The 21,799-nt window shown below is 35.6% G+C and carries 12 protein-coding genes, 1 tRNA gene and 2 pseudogenes; 5 read left to right on the forward strand and 10 right to left on the reverse strand.

The genetic code is table 11. The annotated features are described in order from the left end of the window. The first annotated feature begins 744 nt into the window (after positions 1 to 744). Positions 745 to 834: transfer RNA gene (locus ACFIMP_RS02340), tRNA-Ser, on the forward strand. 680 nt (positions 835 to 1,514) lie between these two features. Here ACFIMP_RS02340 and ACFIMP_RS02345 read toward each other — a convergent pair. From ACFIMP_RS02345 to ACFIMP_RS02375, 7 genes and pseudogenes are all read right to left on the reverse strand, one after another. Beyond that, positions 1,515 to 2,085 (reverse strand): annotated as a pseudogene (locus ACFIMP_RS02345) (integrase); the annotation flags it as partial. Between the two features lie 824 nt (positions 2,086 to 2,909). After that, positions 2,910 to 4,133, reverse strand: a complete 1,224-nt coding sequence (locus ACFIMP_RS02350; protein ID WP_375685952.1) for an MFS transporter — start codon at positions 4,131 to 4,133, stop codon at positions 2,910 to 2,912. A 365-nt stretch (positions 4,134 to 4,498) separates the two neighbouring features. Next, a complete protein-coding gene (locus ACFIMP_RS02355) occupies positions 4,499 to 4,669 on the reverse strand; it encodes a hypothetical protein (protein ID WP_375612867.1) in 171 nt (56 codons plus the stop codon). Between the two features lie 912 nt (positions 4,670 to 5,581). Continuing rightward, positions 5,582 to 5,671 (reverse strand): YqcI/YcgG family protein, encoded by a 90-nt coding sequence (locus ACFIMP_RS02360; protein ID WP_375612870.1) that lies wholly within the window; start codon positions 5,669 to 5,671, stop codon positions 5,582 to 5,584. 154 nt (positions 5,672 to 5,825) lie between these two features. Next, positions 5,826 to 5,897 (reverse strand): annotated as a pseudogene (locus ACFIMP_RS02365) (YqcI/YcgG family protein); the annotation flags it as partial. 164 nt (positions 5,898 to 6,061) lie between these two features. Further along, positions 6,062 to 7,267, reverse strand: coding sequence for an ATP-grasp domain-containing protein (locus ACFIMP_RS02370; protein WP_375685953.1), 1,206 nt, complete (start codon positions 7,265 to 7,267; stop codon positions 6,062 to 6,064). After that, positions 7,264 to 8,454: an MFS transporter gene (locus ACFIMP_RS02375; protein WP_375629323.1), complete on the reverse strand. Its 1,191-nt coding sequence runs from the start codon at positions 8,452 to 8,454 to the stop codon at positions 7,264 to 7,266. The genes ACFIMP_RS02370 and ACFIMP_RS02375 overlap by 4 nt, the downstream gene beginning before the upstream one ends. 1,126 nt (positions 8,455 to 9,580) lie before the next feature. Here ACFIMP_RS02375 and ACFIMP_RS02380 point away from each other — a divergent pair. Beyond that, complete coding sequence (locus ACFIMP_RS02380) at positions 9,581 to 9,949, forward strand: dTMP kinase (protein ID WP_375685954.1); 369 nt, start codon at positions 9,581 to 9,583, stop codon at positions 9,947 to 9,949. A 682-nt stretch (positions 9,950 to 10,631) separates the two neighbouring features. Continuing rightward, positions 10,632 to 11,843, forward strand: coding sequence for an MFS transporter (locus tag ACFIMP_RS02385; RefSeq protein WP_375629578.1), 1,212 nt, complete (start codon positions 10,632 to 10,634; stop codon positions 11,841 to 11,843). A 319-nt stretch (positions 11,844 to 12,162) separates the two neighbouring features. Here ACFIMP_RS02385 and ACFIMP_RS02390 read toward each other — a convergent pair whose 3' ends face one another. The 3 genes from ACFIMP_RS02390 to ACFIMP_RS02400 form a co-directional block, all read right to left on the reverse strand. Then, the gene (locus ACFIMP_RS02390; RefSeq protein ID WP_012754562.1) at positions 12,163 to 12,432 is read right to left on the reverse strand and encodes a hypothetical protein; all 270 of its coding nucleotides are present in this window, start codon (positions 12,430 to 12,432) and stop codon (positions 12,163 to 12,165) included. A 2-nt stretch (positions 12,433 to 12,434) separates the two neighbouring features. Next, complete coding sequence (locus tag ACFIMP_RS02395) at positions 12,435 to 12,881, reverse strand: hypothetical protein (protein ID WP_375612874.1); 447 nt, start codon at positions 12,879 to 12,881, stop codon at positions 12,435 to 12,437. 104 nt (positions 12,882 to 12,985) lie between these two features. Further along, a complete protein-coding gene (locus ACFIMP_RS02400) occupies positions 12,986 to 13,225 on the reverse strand; it encodes a hypothetical protein (protein WP_375612875.1) in 240 nt (79 codons plus the stop codon). Between the two features lie 149 nt (positions 13,226 to 13,374). Between ACFIMP_RS02400 and ACFIMP_RS02405 the strand changes: the two genes are divergently transcribed. Together ACFIMP_RS02405 and ACFIMP_RS02410 are read left to right on the forward strand one after the other, a co-directional pair. Continuing rightward, complete coding sequence (locus ACFIMP_RS02405) at positions 13,375 to 13,881, forward strand: helix-turn-helix domain-containing protein (RefSeq protein WP_375610047.1); 507 nt, start codon at positions 13,375 to 13,377, stop codon at positions 13,879 to 13,881. Positions 13,882 to 14,945: 1,064 nt separating this feature from the next. Continuing rightward, positions 14,946 to 21,263, forward strand: coding sequence for a Vomp family autotransporter (locus ACFIMP_RS02410; RefSeq protein ID WP_375685955.1), 6,318 nt, complete (start codon positions 14,946 to 14,948; stop codon positions 21,261 to 21,263). Positions 21,264 to 21,799 lie beyond the last annotated feature (536 nt).

Here is a 21,799-nt window from a genome sequence, read left to right on the forward strand (position 1 = left end):
TATGAAGTAATACGTAATTTTTTTTAAATAATGGAGACTACTTTAGATATTTTGAAAACTGTAACGCTGAATTTAAAAATATATGGTAAAAATGAAAACAGGTTTGCATTTTTATGATTTTGTATTTGATCAAAATGAGACTATTTTTTCATTTTAGAAAATAAAATATATTCATACATATTAAATTAAAAATGCAAAGTTTTTTCTGAATTTTATTTTCTTTAGTATCAACTAAATATAGAAGTGTGAAATTGAATAGAGGATTTAGAATAGGGCTTATTATGTAATCCTATGAAAGAGAAAACTGATACCATCACACTATTTTACAGCTCTCAATGTTGCAAAAATTCGTGCTATTTAAGAAAATGCATAAGAGCCGCTTATCCTCTCTTAAAATGTTCTTCCCCCACATACCATCCCTTCCTATGACGTATAAGTAAGTGATTTTAATTATTTGGTTGTGTAAAACTATGGACTGTATGCCAATTTTAAGAGAAGTATTTTTTTGTGAAGCAGAAAGTGCGTAAATGAGCATGAAAGTTTATAACTGGTGACAATCTTTTTATTCTCATTATTGTATTCTACAAACCTATCCACGAAAAAAGTTTTTTCTTAAAAAGAAGGGATGTGCTTGTTATTCAACAGATAAAAGCTCTTACTTTAATAAATGAATTTGTTTTTTGGGTTTTGAATGTATAGTTTAGACTTGCACGTTATTTCTTTCTGGGTATAGTGCGAACTTCTGGAGAGGTGGCCGAGTGGTTGAAGGCGCACGCCTGGAACGCGTGTATATGGGAAACCATATCGAGGGTTCGAATCCCTCTCTCTCCGCCATTGATGATAAACAAACCTTTATATAGATTTTATCACATAACCTTTAAATCCTAGAATGTACGAAATTTTTTGATATTTTTTGTTGATCGGATCTCTATAAAAACTCTTTAATTTTTCTTTTATTGCTTCTTTTCTGAAAAGATTTGTACTTGGAAACAGGAAGTGCGGAATCTTTAGACAAGAAACATCAATCGCTTGTGAACAGGGCAGTTCGTGTCTATCTAATAGTATAGCATTGTTAACGAGCGGGCTCTACAACTGCGTGAAGGGTAAAGAAGGGTTTATAATATTTTTTGAGACAAGGAAATTGGATCTTCCGAGAGATTGAAAGTTTGTTTGGACTTGTTAGTCAAATTTTGTTTTTTATTGTATTTCTCCCATGGGGACATTGATCTTGTCCAGTGCTTGTAAGGCTACCTACAGAGTTGTTTTTTCAGATTTTCATCTTTAAGTGTTCCGGTTTTCGCTGTTTTTGGCATTTCTACAGGACACAAACAGCATTTTTTCTGCTGTAAATTCAATTTTAAATTGTTTGTATTTTATAGCGGCTGATGTAGGGCAGTGATATTTATCATTTGGTTTTACGAATTGCGAGAACACCGTTTTTAACCAGTTGGTAACCATTGTCTGATACTGTTTTTGAGTGCGATCTCCAAAAATGAGCACAAGGAGCTTTGACTGATGGCTCTCCAATCCATTTCTGGAAAGTTTTGTGTTTTATGGCGTTGTTTCCCTAACAAAGTCTGCGCTTTTGTTATTGCTTGTAAATAAACATCTACATCTAATGCCGCAGCATGTTTTAGACAAGGATTAAGGCGGATGAGTGCTTTCTCTGCTGTTTCAGATTTTGTATGCCAAATAGGAGCAAATATGTTATATATCTCTTTGGGTAATTTCTAAAACGAGCAGATAGCCTAATTTAGAGAGAATATGAAGTTTTAAGGATAGAAAACACTTCCCATCTCCTTTTAATTCTGCTTTACGACTTTTAAAGATCTCAAGTAATATATTTTAAATAATGAAGATTATGCATTGATTCATGCTTTTTTTATTGCGTTCTTGAATGAGGGAACACCCCTCACGTAAAACAGAACGCCATTGGTTTGCCAATTCACGGTTTTTTAAAAGAAACATCTCTCAAAGAGCACCCAGGCCCATTTTACGGCGATGTCCGTGAATGGTATAACGATAAAGCTATTGAGCAGTGCCATCTTTAAGTTTATGAAAGAGCAAGCCGGCACCATCACACATTTTGCCAGCTCGTGGATGTTGCGACAGCCCTTAGTACTTAAGACGATTCATGAGAGGTATTTTTAGTCTTTTCTTAATAGTTTTTTACCTACATGCTAGTCTTGCTTGTGGTGTGTAAACAAGTGATTTTAATTGATTCAACATACATAGATTTGAAATGAGGAAATCTTACGATATTCGGGTCTTTAATTCAATATGAATAACGATATATTATCATTATAAATCAATGTCTTGTCCAATAGTTGATGGGTCGTATGTTTACTTTTTTTTCTTGTTTATTCACGAAGCTGCATTTCTGCAATCAATTTTCATCAGGTGAGAATCTACTTTATGATCAAAGTTGGCCACATTGGAAGGAGGAATCTTGACCATGTGGTTACGTTCAGTATGCTCAAACTTAACAGGAAAACTCTATCAATCGACCATAATGGAGAAATGCACCGTCACTCAACCGATGAAGCCAAGAGATCATTCAAGCATAGCTTTTGTTTGTCATTATGTGTCCCTAAAAATTTGTGTTGGATTTCCATAAGTTTTATAATTTTTATCTCCTTTCCCTCTTTAGATTATCTGATGCAGCATAAAATATTTTTTCGAATATTATTGAATGATTTTTACCATTATCACCAACTTAAAGCTTTAGAATCAATGGTGATCATAGAGCTATTTGCAATTTCGTTTATTAACGGGCTAAATTCGTTTTATCTACACCAGAGGTAACAAAAACTTCAGTTTTTCTTGTGCAATGTGCTCATTTAAAATTAATATCATGAATATTTATCTATTACTATAATCAGAATAAAGGTTGGCGTAATAATTGAATATCATTCATGCAACGCTTTTTTATGGCTAAGGCCTTTTAGGTAAATGGATAGCCCCTGTAAAATAAATAAAGGTGCGCAAAAGCCTATAAATACACACAGGACGTATAATATAGAAAATGAAAAAAATTTTCCTGCATATAAAAGTACAATAGAGAATAAAGCTGTTATGATGCGTACACTGGCATCGCCTGCCAAAATCACCTCGGCTAAATTTTCACTAGGTGTGATAGCTTGTCCAATTGTTATTCCCGATACCCTAAAATAAAATTGCCCAATACCTAATAAAAATCCCATAATATAAAGGGAATATTGAGTAAAATTTAAATATAAAACAAAAGAGATTGCGATCACGGCAAAAGCCGGTGCCCCCCATACAAAAAAACGAATTAAAGATGGAAATTTCCGTAAATAATAAGATGAGATAAGACCATTGATCACAAAACCCAGTGCTGACAAAGCAAAAATAGAATTTTGAATAGCTGTAAATTTTATATTATCTGATGTTATAGAAGCAAGAACAAGTGGCAATAAAACAATAGGCCCCGTATAGAGAGAATTATTCAAAATACGATTAATCGTTAAAAAACGCAACGCAGAAATCCGCCAAAGGCACCTGAACCCAACTCCATAAGCTTTTTGAGATGGCTTTTTTAATAGCTCTTTTGCTCTGTTTAGTTGTTGTATAGACTTTATACGAAACCATAAGCAGGCATTCAAAAGATAGATAAATACAATAAAGGCTATGGCTATTTTGTGCCCCAAATGCGCAATTATAAAATATATAAGCAATGGGGATATAATAACAAAAAACTGACAGCAACTAGTGTAAAATGCAAAAATTCCAGCTTTTTGTTTGGGAGCTGGAACCAGCTGATTCAAGGCACTATTGTTATTTGGGTTATCAGCCCCCATCAAGAGAGCAAGTAAAAAAAATACAAATAAAATAAGTACCGGATTGTTCATAAATAATAAGAAAGACAATAAACAAGCGCAAATAATTTGGCTATAAAACCCAATTATAAAGCCTTGATAGTGCACCAACACGTTTCCCAAACATAAGCCAGCAATTCCAATTGCGATTAAATTAACGACATTTAAAGCAGCAGATGCTTCTCCAGTTGTATCTTGGAATTGTAATAAAGAAAGGCCGATAGATAATACACCACTAGCACAAAAACTCGTCAAACAACCAATCACAATCATAAGAAAAACAGAATTACGCAATAGCCTCCCCCCTCTTAAACAGAGACTCAAGCCATTTTATGATTTTCTCCATTGTCGAATATGGTTCGGTACTAAATTCCAGTTTTTCATAAAAGTTTAGTTCAAATGCGTTATAGGCACTTATTTTTTGAAAGTCATCTGTCAGCATGAATTCTATACTTGGCAGCGTTGTACCCATAGATTGAGACAAATAATAGGAAATTACTTTCCAATACATATAGGTACGCTCTCTTGCCAAATAATTTTCCAAGGCATATTTCAAGTGACAACCACTTAAAATATATTTCGGACAATGGTGCAACGGATAATAAATACAAATAGCACCGGCTTCATGTCCGAGACAAGAAGAGATATTAATATTTTTATCATTTCATAATATTATAAAAACGCTCAGTGAGCAGATCTTCCAAATTTAGTCTAGTCACAACAAGATTGGTTGCTAATTTTTGAGCAACGTGAGACCAAGCCAATCTTACTACTAAAGTTCCAATAACCTTTAAGTCAGATTCTGGATAAGCTTTTTTTAAATTTTCCACCCATATGTCTCTGTGACATATAATAATTGGCTCATCTCGTCTGAATGAACAAGATGTAATTCTAAACCAATATTATCACAAAGTTTTGAGCTCTTGAATTCTCCATATCCTAACCTGGTATTCTTAAATCATAATAGAAACTAAAGAATTTTTAAGTATTCCAACTTTTATTAAACTTTGTAACAATCTATTGGAATCTCCCCTTCACTGACTTCGACAATTATTTTCTCACCACTATAAGAACAAAAAATTATCTTTGAATTTGCTTACTTTTAGAAAAAAAATGAGCAATACTCTTCCTTAACTAAAAGAAACACGCTCTATACCTTTTTCTTTATGATTATCAAAAAACTATCCCGTTATAATTTAACCATCCATTATTAGGATAAATATTCTGCGTTTAGCCTAATAAACTGTTATAATCAATGTTTCTCTCTGTTCTAAAAGTCAGCGCTTTTCATTCTAGAGATACTCATAATTGCTGTAAAATCTTTCCCCAAAAGGCTTCCCTAAACATTGCTATTAACACGATCATCCTGAGAAGTTTTATACATACACACTGCATTCTATGTATTTTTTGGAAAATCCCTTTGAATCTCTATCGAGCCTTGTTTTGGCAGTATCATTTTTAATATATCATAAATATTTTTATTTAATTTAATTTTAGAAAACTTAGTCATTATCGTGTTTCATTAGATGATATGAGCAAGGTAGGGATTCAATAGTGTTGCCTTGCAGAAAATATTGCGTCCATTCTCTATTTTGGAGTTTGCTATATTTTCTTAAAAAAGGAGATTTTGTGATAATATCAAAAGGTTCAGGCCTTTTTCCTACAACGAGAATACATTTTGTTCTGTAGAGAGAAGACTTAGAAAAAACACTTAAGTTGGAAAGTTAACATAAATATAGAACTTACTTAATTCTGTTTATATGAGACGGGATATTGCAAACTATAAACATAGGTTCGCCATGAAAGCAGAACTCCCATAGACGATTGTACATATTTTTTGTATATACTTAGGTCATTCTCGGTTGTCAAAATCTCGCAAATTTTTAAGTGTAGACCAGAATTTTTCTCTATAAACTTCGATACTTTGTATGGGGTCGGTTTCTCGAATGCAACAAAAGATGTGTTCTTTCCAAAACTTTTATAATTATCGCAATAAGTTATCAGATCTTCCATTATATTTTTTGAGGTCAGCTTGTTGTAGAACCCAAATCTAAGCATATTTTTTGAGTATCCATTTACACCGAATAGGCAGAAAAGGCCTAATTGTGTTATTCATGGTTGCATTGAATTCTTTAAAAATGACTTGCTTCCATTTTTAATATTTGTCTATATTTTCAATTGATTGCGCTTCTGAATCCATGTTTTTCTCCCCTTGCTGTATTTTATAGGAAATTGCTACGAATGATCCTCTCCAAAGCTGATAATTCATCATCATTGTGTCCCCAAATTGCTATAATAGCTGGGCAGGTATTTAAATCGATGGTTAGGGGGAGGGGCTCGTTTTCTTTAAAAAAAAGCGTAAAATGAACCATATTTTCCCAAGAATGAAGCTTTTGCCGCCATACGTTAACATCTTTTATAATATGACCGTCGATCTCGTTGATAAGGAAGATAATACGCCCTTTTTTCTTAAAGCGACTTGGGGTTTGCGAAAACACGCCTGCAATAAGGTTAACGGAGCTTTCAAGTAAACCATCTTCATAGCAATGCGCGAACAAGGTGGGTGCAATTCCTCCGTGGAGGCGGGCTCCTACTTCGATCATCACTGGACCACGAGCTGTTTGCATGATTTCCATATGCGCAGGTCCATATTCAATCCCCAGCGCGCGAATGCATTGTTTTGCATAAGAGATAAGAGGGGCATAAGAGGGATCTTGAGAATCAAGTACATCAAGCGTTTCATAAACAAAAGTACTTCCATTATGAATACCTTTTTTATATCGTGACAAACTACATATTTTTATAGCCTCTCCCTTTACAACGGCATCGACGATGTATTCCTCTCCCTCCAATCTTTCTTGAAGCAAATAGGCCTCGTTAGGTGCGCCAAAAATATTTTTTTTCTTCCAGTCGATTTCAGAGGCCCACGTTACTACTTCCTCAAGATTAGAGAAAAACAAAACACCATCACTCCCTGCAGAATCATTTGGCTTTACCACATAGCCGCTGTGGCTTTCAAAACCATCGAGAGTACAATCGTTTTTTGTAAGAATTTTTGATCGGATGTAAGATAAACCATTTTCACAAAGACGTTTTTGCATCGCTGCTTTTTTCCGTCGCCAATCGGTAGTCAAGGGGTTATTCCCAAGACAACCATAATAAGCCGCCAATTGCTCTGCACAATAGATACCTCTTTCGGCACCCGCTATTACAGCCTCTATCGTGCCGATAGGAAAGCGTTTCTTTATCTCATCTACACTATGAAGCTTCGCTTCTGCCATGCCCTTTCCCTGATAAGAAAGCATAAAGTGTGAAAAAGGAGCTGCTTGAGAGACAACACCATAACAAGCATAGCCTAATTTTTGCAAAGCAGGGCCATAGAGGGCACCCGTGGAGAAAGGGTCGACAATAAGAATAGGTTTTCTCATACTTTGTTCCGCTGTGATAAAAGGAAAAGAACATAAATAAAGATTATTAGCCCTATAAGGGGCAGAAGATAAACAGCTGCTTGAGGACCCATAAGGGCAGAGCTTGTAAGAAGACCAAGAATGACATAACCTGCCGACTGGGAGAGAGTATAAAGCATGCCGCTATAGCTTCCCACCAGCTCTGCTTGAGCCTCTGTTTTGGTCGCTTCAATCGTATGTTTGCGGGCATTAATTCGCATGGTATTCATTGAAAAGCCAATAAAAAAGCAAAAGACCACAGCCAAATAGGGCGATTGTGTGGTGCTAAAAATAAGATCAGCTACGCTCAATATAAGGGCTGGGAGAATAAATTCAAAACGAGGGATTTTGATAAAAGCAGCCAAAAAAGCGCCCATGCCCGCAACCGCACTGCAAAGCCCATAGTATTCAGAGCCAAAATTTTTCACACTCTGAAAAAGAATGGTTGCCAGCGTATTATAAGCGCAAATATGAAAGCCAATAAGTCCTATGCAGACGCATAAAAGTTTAAGCTCACGGGAGAGTCCATCCGCTTGCGGTGTAGGTGCTGGCTTCTTACCAGTTGCAAGTGCTGTGGTATCTGTAGCGTTGTATTCATCGCAAAATATAATATATCCGGCTATAAGGCTTATAATGATGTCAAACACACAAAGTGTCACAATCAAACCATTATAACCGATTTCAGCCGCTGCCCCTCGAGGGCTGGTCGCTTCTAAGAGATAACCACTTAGTGCTGCTCCCAAAAATGCGCCAATTTGCACCACTGTTTGCATAATGCGGGAAGCCTTTTGGGCGCTAATATAACCACTAAGTGCTAGTTTAGTATTATAAGTCTCGAGTGTGCTTAAGGTAATCAAAGAGAGATAGCCGATAGAGATAGAGACAGCGATAAAACCAAAGGGGGAATCAGCGTAATGGAAAAGAGCAATCAATAAAAGAAGGCTATAGATAATGATCCGCCTTTTGTATAAATCGACCAACCGCAGTGAGGCTTTAATGCGCACAAGACCGCTTTTTTTCAAAAGATAGGGCATAAGGGTGCCCAAAGCCATGGTTACGCCCAGGAAAACCGATGAGGATGTTATGCGATAAGCATTCCAAAGATTACTTAAAAATAAAACCATATCAGAAAGATACAGCAGGACAACAAGCCCATAAAACCGAAACATCAGTTGTTTGTGCACATTATCCCCCCATGTTAAATACACATGCTATACATTATACATTTTTACAAAAAGCTAATATATGTGTTGTTAGGCATGTCAAGTTTTTTCGATAGAAGCATGATACAGATTTGAACGATAACGTTTATCATAGGGATAGCTAATTTTGGAGAAACTGAGAGCGGAGGCGGTTGGTATTTTTACTGTATCTCTTGTGAGGTGCTTTTCCAATGAGGAGTTTCTTCGCTAAATGACCAGTATAGCTATGTTCTTGGGAGGGCTGTGTTTGCACTCTTAAGATTTCCTCCATTTATACTCAAGGTTTAGGTTTTTCTATTGACCGTTGTTAGATGTTGTTGTGACAATAAACTTCGTTATCTATCAGAAACATTTATGGCATTAGCGCTAAGGTATTGTATTAAAACCTTTACATGGTAGTCTGTCTGATAGAGAGGTATTATTGGTTCAGTTTTAGGAGGCTTTATTACGGCTGATTTGGGCGTCGTCGTTGTTTGAGGTCTTATTATAATATTCTTAATTTCAGTTTATGAATATACCGAAAAATATAGTGAAACATTTGATTTAAACGCTTTTGCAAGGCATATTTCAATATCTCAGCGATGTTTTCCAAGAATTGCTCTGCTGCTTTTTGACGGAATTGAATATCAAATGCTTATAGCGAGGGCAGTGGTTTGAGAAAAGATAGAGTTGATTTCATTAGATTTCTATGTAGTGCAATCCAGTACCAGCTCTTAAGGGACAATAATATACTGAGATCGAACTCATTTCTATACATTTACACGACGCTATAGGAGTAATCCTCAGAAACTCTACTAGAATTCGTTAAAAAATGGCAGGTTATGGAGTGTGATCAAAAAATATATTTTTTACAAATACTTAATCTCATTTTAAGTTGTCTAAAATATAACCTTATCTTAAAACTAAGTCTATATACCGCCATTTATCATAAAGTTAATAAGTTATACAAAATGCGGGAGTATTGTGTTTTTCTGTTTAGAGACGAGTTAAAAAACACCTTATTAAACATTAAGAGATTTCAGATATAAAACAATTTAACTTATGGAAAGTATATAGACAAAATGTATCTTGATAAAAAAGTTTATAACTCCATGTGGTCTTCAAAGAAATTGCTCGCCATTACTCAACAGAAAAACATATAATAAGAACTTCTCAACCCAGTTATTGGTATAGAAATAATCCAGAAATTAGAGATTACTTAGATAATGGAAAAGCAATTGATCCGTTGCTTTTAGCACTCTTATCAGCGACAGATAGACGCAAATATACGCTTGAAATTATTGAACCTTCCTTAACGTCATCGCAAAATTTATTAATTAGCGATCGATATGTTTATTCTAGTCTTGCTTATTTTTATGCTCAAGAGCTTTCTGTTGAAAGTGTCGTTAAATTAAATCAATCTATTCCAAGACCTCATATTACATTTTATTTTCATTTACCGCGTTTTATCGGAAATAGATGAGCGGTTTATAACAATTGATGGAACTACTCCTGTTTCTTTAATTCATCATCAAATACGACATCATATAGATAAGTTTTTTTGATTATGAATAAAATCATTTATTAATCAATTTATCCACGATAAATCCTCCTTTATGTATTCTTACTCTAAATCTGAAACTTTAGAGATGTGATTGCAATAATTTAACTGCTCAGGAAAAATATCACGTTATATATTTTAATTAGAAAACTAACTGTAATGGGCTTGTTTTAAAAGATTTAGAGAAGGGGAGTAGAAAAATTAGCAATATTTATTGTGAGGATAATAGTATGTTTATTCTTTTAGAGACGAAGTGTGGTGATAGAAGAACGACATGGAGGAATATACTCGAGCATATTTTAGTGCACAGAATAATAAGGACAATAATGTGAGTGAAGCTTCCATACCGTAAAATTGTTTCACATATGTATAAAGGTGTAGCTTCTGAATAAAACGCACATAAAATATTAATTTTGTTTTTGTCCATAAATGTTCCGTTTTCATAGAAGAATTAATCATAAAACAGCACAAAGATTGTAAAAGCCTCAAAAAAGAAATTTTGCTTTCTTAAATTTAATGATCTAAAATAAAAATTGTAAGAATGCCTGTTTTTAAACAGGATGTATCATGCATATCGACTGGTATTCATTTTAGAGGATAATTTATGTTCACTTCAAATTTGAAGGAACGCATTGCTTTATTTGAAAATAGAACTTTTCTCTATTTTACTTTGAGCGGCTTATTTGCTACATTTGGAAGTGGACTAAATTATATTACATTGTCATGGCTCGCTTACAATCAGACGGGCTCAATCCGTGGTGTAGCGTTGATGATGCTTTTTCTTTGGACGCCTGGCATTATTTTCGCGCCTATTTTTGGCATATTGGCAGATAAATATAATCGTAAAACGCAGATTATTATTTCAAATCTTGTGAGAGGTTTGGTAATTGTAAGCTGGGTAATGCTTTGGCATTTTGGTATAGAAATTGAATTGATGGTCTTATCTGCTCTTTTGGGTATTTTTATCCCTTTTTATATGCCATCAGCTATTTCTTTAATTCAAAGTATTGTGCTGAAGGAACAGCTCATCAATGCAAATGCAACCATCGATATGGTTTATGAACTTGGCACTATCGTAGGTATGGGCTTAAGTGGATTTATACTGTCCTATGCAGGAACAAAAGGAACTCTTCTAATAGGTGGTATATTCTTTATCATTGCTGGTTTATTTAATTTTGCAATGAAGGTACCTAAAAACCGAAGATCTAAAAAACAAAACCAGCAAAATTGGTGGGAAAATTATACAGCATCCCTTCATTATTTTAAACAGAATCCAGCTCTTGTTGTACCTTATATAAGCCAGATGATTATTATGACTCTTTTGATGACCATTCCTGTTATTCTCGTTCCTTATATACAAGAGGTTTTACATGCGGATAACAGGACCTTTGCAATATTTGAGGTGCTTTATTCTATGGGTGTATTGACAGGTGCGTTTTTTTCACCACTTCTTTGTAAAGTTTTATCTATCAGGAAAACATTAGCCATTTTATTAGCTTTTATGGCTATTGGCCTTGCTATTCTATCTGTTAATACACACAATTTTGTTGTTTTTCCTGTTTACTTTATGATTGGATTTGGACTTTCGAGTTGGGCTCTTTCGATTTCTTTATCACAACTCTCTTGTGATCCTGAATACCAAGGAAGATTGCAGGCAAGTTTTAATGGTATCTCTGGATGCTTGATCCTCGGAGTCTATCTCATTATGGCAAGCGATAACAGTAGCATATCACCTCAATCGATATATTTTTTTCAAAGCATTGTTGCGTTTGTTGGAATACTCATAGTGCTGTTTTATAAACATGAAAAACAATAAATTACATTTAAGTGTGGACAACATACGCTATTTTATAAATATTTACGCTGCAGTACATTTCACATTTTGCTTTTAAAGGAGAGTTGAGAAAATGTAAAAGTTGGTGCTTAATGAACAAAGCATAAATTGATGTATGCTAGAGAATACTCTCTATTTTTTGATAATGATCTAAAAGAATTGATGCGTTTCTTTAATTCATCTCACTGTTGTTAAGAAGACGAAAACGTAACACTTTAAATCTTCTTGAAAGTTTTTTGTCTAAGCGTAGCAGAAAGTAAAGCGATGAGGTAATATCGTATCATATGGGGAGAGTATTGTATTATTTTTGTTTTTCAAAATCCATATGAAAAATTGTATCAATTTCATCTTCATTGGAATGAGTATTTCTACGACGATGCAAGGTTTGCACAATCTCTTTTTTTAAAACAGCATCTGTTTCACTTAAACGGTGAATACTGAGTTCCAATTCAAGAGATAACGCCAAATCCACGCACAGTTTAAGTTCTTCTCCAATGTCGAAACCGCGTTGATAGTCGTCATAAAGACCAACCAGTGTATCAGATAATTCTTTATCGCATAAAGAGGTCATGCTTAATTCCTCAACGTTGCGGGTTTCCATGCAGCTTTTTTAAGTATCACTCCACTATCATCACTTAAAATTGCCATGTATACGAACCTCATGGTTTTGTCAATTTTCTGCAAAATACGCGCTTTTAAATCAAAGCCTATTAAAGATTTTATTACTCCAAGATTTTGAAGCGCCCAATTGTAAATATGGATGGCAATGTGTTTACTATAGAATTTATAGCATTTAAAATACATTGCCAAAAGGCTTTTAATATGCGTAGAGGAAGAGTATTCTGACGATAAACCAAACACCCTGAAATCTCTATTGCCAGTTACAGCTAAATCAGTGCTATTAATATATAAAATAAGCAAACAGGGTTTGTAAACGTCTAACTTTTTAATAACGAGTGATAATCTCATTTTTTGTAGAATACCAATTATTTTGCCTATTTTATATTGATTTTTAGACATTGATAAACTTTTTACCTTATAAAAACCTATGGGAAATGCATTAGCATATTTTTGTAATAAGATTTCAGTGGTATATTACACAGCATGAAATGAAGAGAATCGTATTAGGCTTTTTGCTTTTGAAAGAATATGACTGCAACTTTTGAGAAAGCAGTTGGCAAGAATTGGCTTGGCATGCAAACTGATAGAGTTGGCAGTGGCGCATTTAGTTTTTTCATTGGCCTGTGTCCAAATGTTTTTGACTCTGGAAAATAGCCTCTGATAGGCTTGAGTTTTTCCAAGGTTATATTACAGGGGCGCAGCTCAGAAAAATACCACGGCGATTGCATTTTTGTAATTGTCATAATTTTCGCTCCTGCTTGAATGGATGCTGTAACATCCGTTTTTGTGGGGTTATGTATGTGATAACTGCTCTTCTTAAGGGGCAGTAATGATAGATGTAAATCAATATAATTATTTAGTCAACAATTATATTGATTTTGGAGTGTTTTTTTTGGCTCGTCCGGAAGCAAAACCTAAAACTGAGTTGGCAAAACGTTTTCGTAAAGTGCGTCACGCTCTTGGTTTTACAGAGCGTAAGCAGTTTGCTGAACATCTTGGTATCACTGCTGGCTCTATAGGAACTTATGAAACTGGTATAAGTGAGCCTACAGCCTCTGCGCTCTCCAAATATCAAGAAATTTGTGGTGTTTCATTAGATTGGCTAGTAACGGGAAATGGCGAGATGTTTTCAGATGTGGCAAAGGCGAAAGCAGCTGGTTTTAAACCGCAGGCGATTCCTACTGGGCTGATGAAAAAGCTGGGACATTTAGTTTATACGACCTATCATGATGCAAAAATAACACTTTCTCCTGAAGATGTTGCGGAATTAGCAGCAGAGCTTTATGGAAGATTGCAAGAGCTTATTCAAAACCTCAATGATATAGAAGAAGTCGAAGCCACTTTGCCACTTTTAAAATTACATTTAAAGCGTAAAATCGAAACTGAAAAGCACATCTAGAATTTCATAAGATACGAATGAACAGCCTTTAAAAAAATAAAACTTTTTTGATTTTCTGCTGTATAACCAAGTTTGGAATGTGAAAATCTCACGATTTTCGAGTCTCTTATTCGATCTGAAAAACGAGAAACTATCATTATAAATCAATATATTTCTCTGATTAAAGATAAAATGGTTCATAAAAAGAATGACGAGTAGTGATACAAACAAAATTTCTTCAAAAAGAATCTAATATAGTGCCATTCCTGAAATATTTGTTGGTTGAAGAAAAGATACGGACAATAGTGAAAATACAGTGGGTTCTGTGAGAGGAAAGAGTTTAGAAAACAGCTTCTTTTCGGTTTGTGATATTAAAAAATTTATACAACAGTGAAAATACAATGACGATGTTTTGTTCCTATAGAAGGGTAACAGATATATAAGAGAGAAGAACGAAAGACTATTTATAGATGCGCTTTTGTCTTTTTATGAAGATGATAAGATGAGCACGTTAAAACTTTTTACAGAGCGTGCATCATTATATTTAAGACAGATTTCTTTCAAAGAGATGTATAATATATTGAAACAGTTTACCTCGCAACAAAAAGTGAGATTATCATGATAATCGTCATTATTACATTATGCTATAAGTTAAAAAATCATAAATTTGTGCTTATAAGAACAGCTAATTTATTGAGAAGTATTTTTATAAATTTATAAAAAATAATTTTTACACTCTTGCCATTCTTCTGATGCGCTTTATTTGAAAAGTAGAATTGCTCTTTAGTGAAACTATTTTTGTTAAGAGATAAATCGCAGTATTTTTGAATGGAGATAACAGTATATTTTCAAAGTTTTGTGTTTTTATTTATTTTTTAGCTTGAATCCCTCTAGCTAAAAGGGTTGGGGACTTTTCTAGATTCGATGTTGTTGCAGAGATTTTAGGTCGATGCCGGATAAGTATCGGTATCGTAGGGGGGAGTTTTGTCTTGATTTATTGGTTTTTGAAGTGCGCAAACTAAGGGTTTTGCCATGTGTGTTTTCGCGCGTTGTGATGATGTTGAACTCTGTAGGAGGAGATTCTTATGAAAAAAAAATATTCCACACCAAATTTAATTAAAGTTGTCTCTCTTAGTACGGTAATGGCCACACTCTTATCGAGTGTTTCTCCTGTTTTTGCGGCGAATCTTGCGATAGTAGGAGGGACGAGTCAAAGTACACCTGGTACTGGTGTTGTATATCCACACGGTAGTCATGGGAGTGTTGTTTTTGCTGGTGATGATGACTACTGTGGTGCAGACAATGTTATTGGTCGTGGCGGCAAACAACAACAAGGAATTGCTGATAGTCAACGAATAACCGCAGAGCAACAATATGAGAGATTTATTGGTGAGAAAGTTTTTGGAGGTCGTAGTCCTTACGGCACGACCACTGAAAAGGTTACTTGGCAAGGCGCTGGGATTCTAACCAACAATGCTACTTATATGGGAACAAACACTAGTGGTATCATTAATGCTATGCCTGAGGCTTATGGTGTTTATTCTTTTGCAACGGGTTGTGGATCTGCAGCGACGGGTAATTATTCAACCGTATTTGGTGCAGGTGCGACAGCAAAGGCAGGGGGTGCACAAGCTTTTGGTGTTTCCGCACTTGCAAGTGGTATAGCAAGTGTTGCTATGGGTGTAGGCTCAGAAGCATCGGGCAAATCTTCAGTTTCTATTGGAGGGCTTGCAACTGCATTAGGTACAAATAGCATTGCTTTAGGTACAAAGGTAAAGGCAGAAAAGAGTTATACGATTGCTATAGGTACAGATGCTGAAGCTAAAGCTTCAGGTGCTATTGCAATAGGGGGCAGGCGCTCTGACAGAACCGAAGAAAATGATCCTAACAGAAAAGTAATCGCGAATGCTGAAAATGCGATTGCTATAGGTACGCAAGCTTATGCTGAAAAAGAAGATTCGGTTGCCATTGGTGTAAATTCGCAAGTGCTTGTTAGAGATGGTGTTGCTGTAGGTGGTGGGGCTATCTCTGATAGAGACAAGAATGTTGCTGGTTATGATCCTGTAACAGGTAAAGGGACAACAAAAACCAGTATAGCATGGAAGAGCACCACAGGCGCTTTTAGCGTTGGTGAAGTTGGCGGTCGTGGTAATGGTACGCTAACACGACAAATTACAGGGGTTGCAGCTGGAAGTGAAGATACTGATGCGGTAAACGTGGCGCAACTAAAAGCTATGAAAGATATCATAGCAGGGGGAGGGGGGTGGAAACTTTCTGCTAACGATACCGATCCGACAGATGTGAATTCAGGCAATACTGTAGATTTTTCAGTGAAAAGTGAAAAAGAAGCGGGAAAAGACAACTTAAAGATTGCAAAAAACACTGCAGATAATAAGCATAAAATTGAATTTACTTTAAATGATCATCTTAAATTGACGCAAGTCACCACAGGCCAAAGCACGATGAGTGATGATGGCTTTTTTGTTAACGGTGAAAGCGGTTCACGCATGACTGTAGACGGCTTTTTTATTAATGGTAATGATGGTCCAAGCATGACTATTGATGGTATTGATGCAGCCAAGCAAAAGATCACAAACGTAGCAGATGGGTCTGAACCTAACGATGCAGTGAATTATAAACAGTTGCAAGAGGTGAAAAACGCGAACAAAACGAGTTGGCAGCTTGCTGTTAACGGTGGAAATGCTACGGCTATTGGTCCAAATGGTACAGTAAATTTTCAGTCAGTTGACAATAAAGGTACAAAAAATATCAAGATCGAAAAAGATAATGATCACAATGTCACATTTGATCTAGCTGATGATATTCAGGTAATGACTGTCACAGCAGGAGACAGCATTATGGATGCTGCTGGCTTTAGATTTGACGGTGATGAGGGGCCGAGCATAACTGTTAATGGCATTCATGCTGGTAATAAAACGATTAAAGGGGTAGCGGCAGGGGAAGAAGATACTGATGCTGTAAATTATAAGCAGTTGACGGAGGTAAGAACACTTGCTGAAGCAGGCTGGAAACTTTCTGTTGATGGGAACAATGCTACAGATGTTAAAGCTGGGAGTACAGTAGATCTTGTTGCGGATGCGGGTGAGGACGGAAGCAAAAATATAAAGATTGCAAAAGACAGTAATAAAGTTACATTTTCTTTGAATGATAACCTTAAGCTTACGAGTGTCACGACAGGCAACAGCATTATGAGTGATGAGGGCTTTAAGTTTATTGATGGTAATGGACCAAGCATAACTTTGAATGGTATTAATGCTGGTGATAAAAAAATTACAGGAGTAGCTAAGGCAGAAGGCAATACTGATGCTGTAAATTATGAACAGCTGAAAGAGGTAAGGACACTTGCAGAAAATGGCTGGAAACTTTCTGTTGATGGTAACAATGCTACAGATGTTAAAGCTGGGAGTACAGTAGATTTTGTTGCTGGTGAAAATGAAGATGGTAGCAAAAATATAAAAATTGCAAAAGACAGTAATAAAGTTACATTTTCTTTGAATGATACTCTTAAGCTCACGAGTGTCACGACAGGCAACAGCATTATGAGCAACGATGGCTTTAAGTTTGTTGATGGTGGTCCAAGCATAACTATGAAAGGTATTGATGCTGGTGGCAAAAAGATTACAAAAGTGAAAGCTGGTACTGATGATACTGATGCAGTAAATTATAAACAGCTGAAAGACTTTACAGCGGGGATGGAAACGGGCTGGAAACTTGCTGTTGAAGATGAAGAAGCTACAGATGTTGAAGCAGGAAGTACAGTAAAGTTTGTTGCAGTTAAGCATAAAGACGATGATAATAATGAGAGTGAGAACACAAATATAAAAATTACCAAAGGTGATAACAATGAAGTAAAGTTTGATTTAAGCGAATATATTAAAGTTGGTCGTGTAGAAACAGGGGACAGCAGAATGAGTAATGCCGGTTTCATGATCAAAGATGGCCCAAGAATGACCAAGGGTGGTATTCATGCCGCCAATACAAAAATTACAGGAGTCGCAGATGGTAGCAATGAGCATGATGCTGTTAATCTTTCACAATTATATAAAATGAAGTTTGAGATAGAAGACAATAGTCTTGTTAAATGGAGTAAAAGTAAAAAAAATATTACCATTGGTGCTGAAAAAGAAGGTATCGAAATCAATATTGCGAACTCTGAAGGCAAGGATCGAATTATTTCTGGCGTTGCAGTTGGAAAAGTCAGTTCCGATTCAACAGAAGCAATAAATGGCCATCAACTGTTTAATTATATTACTAATATAGTGGATTTTTTTGGTGGTGAGGAGACAGATATACTTAATGGTATCAAACCAACTTTTATGGTTCAGAATACAAAACACGACAATGTAACGGATGCTTTCGCTGCTGTTGATACTTCTATCACAGATATTTATAGTCAGATTAATAATGTAACAGAAAATAGTCTTGTTAAATGGAAAGAAGATCAGAAGCTTATCACTATTGGTGCTGAAAAAGGCGGTACGAAAATTGATATTACAGGTACTGAGGGAGAGCGAACCATTGCAGGTGTAAAAAATGGTGAAATTTCCAAAGACTCCATGGAAGCTGTAAATGGTAGTCAAATTAATACAATCTCTGGAGATATTGCAAAATTCTTTGGTGGTGGTACTTCATTTGAAAATGGTGTGTTTGTTGGACCACAGTATAATTTATCTACCGTTTCTGCAGATGGTAAGGTAGAACAGAAAACCTTTGAAAATGTTGGTGATGCTTTGACTGGGCTTGATGCGAATGTCAAAAATGTGAATAGTCGTTTAACACATGTAGTCAATAATTTTACTGAGGAAATTCAGGGTCTCTCTAAAGATGCTTTATTGTGGAGCAGTTCTGAGAGTGCATTTGTTGCACTTCATGAAAAAGATGGACAGAAGACAGATAGTAAGATTAAGTTCCTTGCGGATGGCGATATTTCAGGAGATTCAACAGATGCAATAAATGGTTCTCAACTTTATAAGATGGGCGATAAGATTGCGAATTATTTTGGCGGTGGTGCTAAATATGAGAATGGAGAATGGACGGGGCCTGTATTCAAAGTTTCTCGTAACGATCCTGATGGTAATATTGTTGAGAATAGGTATACGAATGTTGCTGATGCTTTTGAAGGTGTCGATAGTTCTATTACGGATATCTATAATCAGATTAACAATGTAACAGAAAATAGCCTTGTAAAGCAGGAGGGAGAAGATGGTCTTATTACTGTGGGTAAAGCAACCGGTGGTACTGAAATCAGCCTTGTAAATAAAGATAAGCAAGAAAGAACACTTTCCGGTGTAAAAGATGGAGAACTTTCTCGAACATCTACTGAAGCAGTAAATGGTTCACAACTTTTTGCTACGAATGAGAAGGTTACAACTGTTACTGATAATCTTAAAACAGTCGCTCAAAATACATCGAAATATTTTGGGGGTAGTACAGATGTACTGAATGGTGTAGAACCAGCTTTCCTTATTCAGGGGAAGACCTATCATAATGTTACGGAAGCGTTTACAGGTGTTAATACTTCTATCACAAATATTGATAATAAGATTTCCGATGTGGTAAAAAATAGTCTTGTTAAGCAAGATGGAGGTGCATCAGGTATTATTACTATTGGTAAGGATACCGCTGGTACTGAGATCAATATTGCAGGTGTTGGTGGTTCAGGACGTAAAATTTCTGGCGTGCGGGAGGCAGAAAATGGTGATGAAGCTGTTAACAAAGACCAACTTGATAAAAGCATAGATAAGATTTCTAAAGATATTGAGACAGTAACTGCTGCTGCGGTTCTCTATGATAAGAATGACGATAATAGTGTTAATTATGGTAGTGTAACTTTGGGCGGCGATAAGAACAACGGACCAGTTGCTCTTCATAACGTAAAAGATGGTAGCATTTCTGAAAATTCCAACGATGCAATCAATGGTAGTCAGATTAATAAAATATCAGCAGATATTGCAAAGTTTTTTGGTGGTGGTGCAAAGTTCATTAACGGTGCTTTTGAAGGGCTGAAATATACTTTATCCGCTATTGTAGGTGGTGAAGTAGGGAAGGCTAATTTTTACAATGTTGGTGATGCTTTAACAGGTCTTGATAAAAATGTTCAAGATGTGAATCAACGCTTAACGAATGTATCCAATGAGTTTAACCAGAAAATTGAAGATTTCTCTAAAGATGCTTTACTGTGGGATGATGAGGAAGAAGCATTTGTGGCACGTCATGAAAAAGATGGTAAGAAAACAAACAGCAAATTGAAGTATCTTTTAGATGGTGAGATTGCTCAAGGTTCAACAGATGCCATTACGGGCAACCAACTTTATTCCATGAATAACCAACTTGCAAATTATTTCGGTGGCGGTGCCAAATATGAGAATGGCAAATGGACAGATCCTACTTTTAAGATTGTTCAAGTCAATGCTGATGGTACGACTGTTGAGACAGAGCATCATAATGTCGCTGATGCTTTTGGTGACGTCAATAAAAATATGTCAAATATTAATAACCGTATTGATGATGTCATCAACAAGGTCGATTCAGATGCTTTAAAGTGGAATGATAAAGAAAAAGCCTATGATGCTGGTCGCGATGGAAAGCCGAATAAAATTATCAATGTAGCTGATGGTAAAGTTGAAAAAGGCTCGAAAGATGCCGTCAATGGTGGGCAACTTTGGGAAACCAATGAACGTGTCACTGGTGTCGAAAAAGATGTGAAGCATCTTACCAACAGAGTTGATACCATTTCCAATACGATTGCTGATATTGGTGATACAGTTATCAATATTGATGCCAAAGTTGATAACATCAATAATAGAGTTGACGGCATTGAAGAGGATGCTGTTCGTTATGATAGAGATGAAAACGGCAAAAAAACCAATAAAATCACATTAGCGGGGGGGGATGCCAGTGAACCTGTTCTGATTGATAATGTAGCTGATGGTAAAATTGAAAAAGGCTCGAAAGAGGCTGTAAATGGTGGTCAACTTCATGATTATACTAAAGAACAGATGAAGATTATTCTTGATGAATCCAAGCAGTATACAGATCAACGGGTTAATAATATTGTGATTGATGCGATTGATGATGCTGTTGATCGGGCTAAGCAATATACAGATATGAAGTTTGATGTTTTAAACTATAGTATTGAGAGTGTGAAAAAAGAGGCAAGACAAGCAGCAGCTATTGGTCTTGCAGTGTCTAACTTACGCTACAATGATACACCTGGAAAATTAAGCGTTGGATTTGGTACTGGTTTATGGCGTAGTCAGTCTGCATTTGCCTTTGGTGCAGGTTACACCTCAGAAAATGGAAAATACCGCTCTAACATATCCGCAACAACTTCTGGAGGTCACTGGGGTGTAGGTGCGGGATTCAATATGACATTGAATTGATAATAAACAAAATACATAAAAATTCCTTTTCACCCCTGTCTCATGAGGCAGGGGTGAATTGTTGTTACGTATGTAAAAAAATATATATAAATTGATAAGCGCTAACGATAAATACAGGTTTAAAAAACAGAAAAACCGGACGCTTTCAACAAAATGAACCTCTTATTTCAAAATAAGATAATGAGTTTTTTCATAAATTATAAGTTTATTATTTTCTTCTTTAATTTTTAAATCTGAAAAATCTGTAGCACTCTACAGATAAAAAAACCTTTTGCTCTCTACAAATCTATTAAAAACCTTTCTACTAAGACAAAAATCCCCATTCAAATGTATTTCAACTTTACTGGAAGAAGCTATAAAACAATACGCTAAATTAACTCTACCCCTTGCAAAAAACAACCAATAAGTTTAAAGGTTAAAAAAAACCAATCACCACAAAAAAAATTTTACTTTCTTAGGAAATGTAAAAGAGCAAAACACATTAACCATAAAACCTAAAAACACAACTTCTCTATCTTTTCAGTCAGGTACTAAAT

Source organism: Bartonella sp. AP65SXKL (assembly GCF_042195725.1).
Lineage (GTDB): Bacteria > Pseudomonadota > Alphaproteobacteria > Rhizobiales > Rhizobiaceae > Bartonella.

Coding starts and splice junctions, on each gene's coding strand:
- ACFIMP_RS02410 (WP_375685955.1), top strand. CDS start 14,946: ATGAAAAAAAAATATTCCACACCAAATTTAATTAAAGTTGTCTCTCTT.
- ACFIMP_RS02400 (WP_375612875.1), bottom strand. CDS start 13,225: ATGACAATTACAAAAATGCAATCGCCGTGGTATTTTTCTGAGCTGCGC.
- ACFIMP_RS02370 (WP_375685953.1), bottom strand. CDS start 7,267: ATGAGAAAACCTATTCTTATTGTCGACCCTTTCTCCACGGGTGCCCTC.
- ACFIMP_RS02385 (WP_375629578.1), top strand. CDS start 10,632: ATGTTCACTTCAAATTTGAAGGAACGCATTGCTTTATTTGAAAATAGA.
- ACFIMP_RS02375 (WP_375629323.1), bottom strand. CDS start 8,454: ATGTTTCGGTTTTATGGGCTTGTTGTCCTGCTGTATCTTTCTGATATG.
- ACFIMP_RS02395 (WP_375612874.1), bottom strand. CDS start 12,881: ATGTCTAAAAATCAATATAAAATAGGCAAAATAATTGGTATTCTACAA.
- ACFIMP_RS02390 (WP_012754562.1), bottom strand. CDS start 12,432: ATGACCTCTTTATGCGATAAAGAATTATCTGATACACTGGTTGGTCTT.
- ACFIMP_RS02360 (WP_375612870.1), bottom strand. CDS start 5,671: ATGTACAATCGTCTATGGGAGTTCTGCTTTCATGGCGAACCTATGTTT.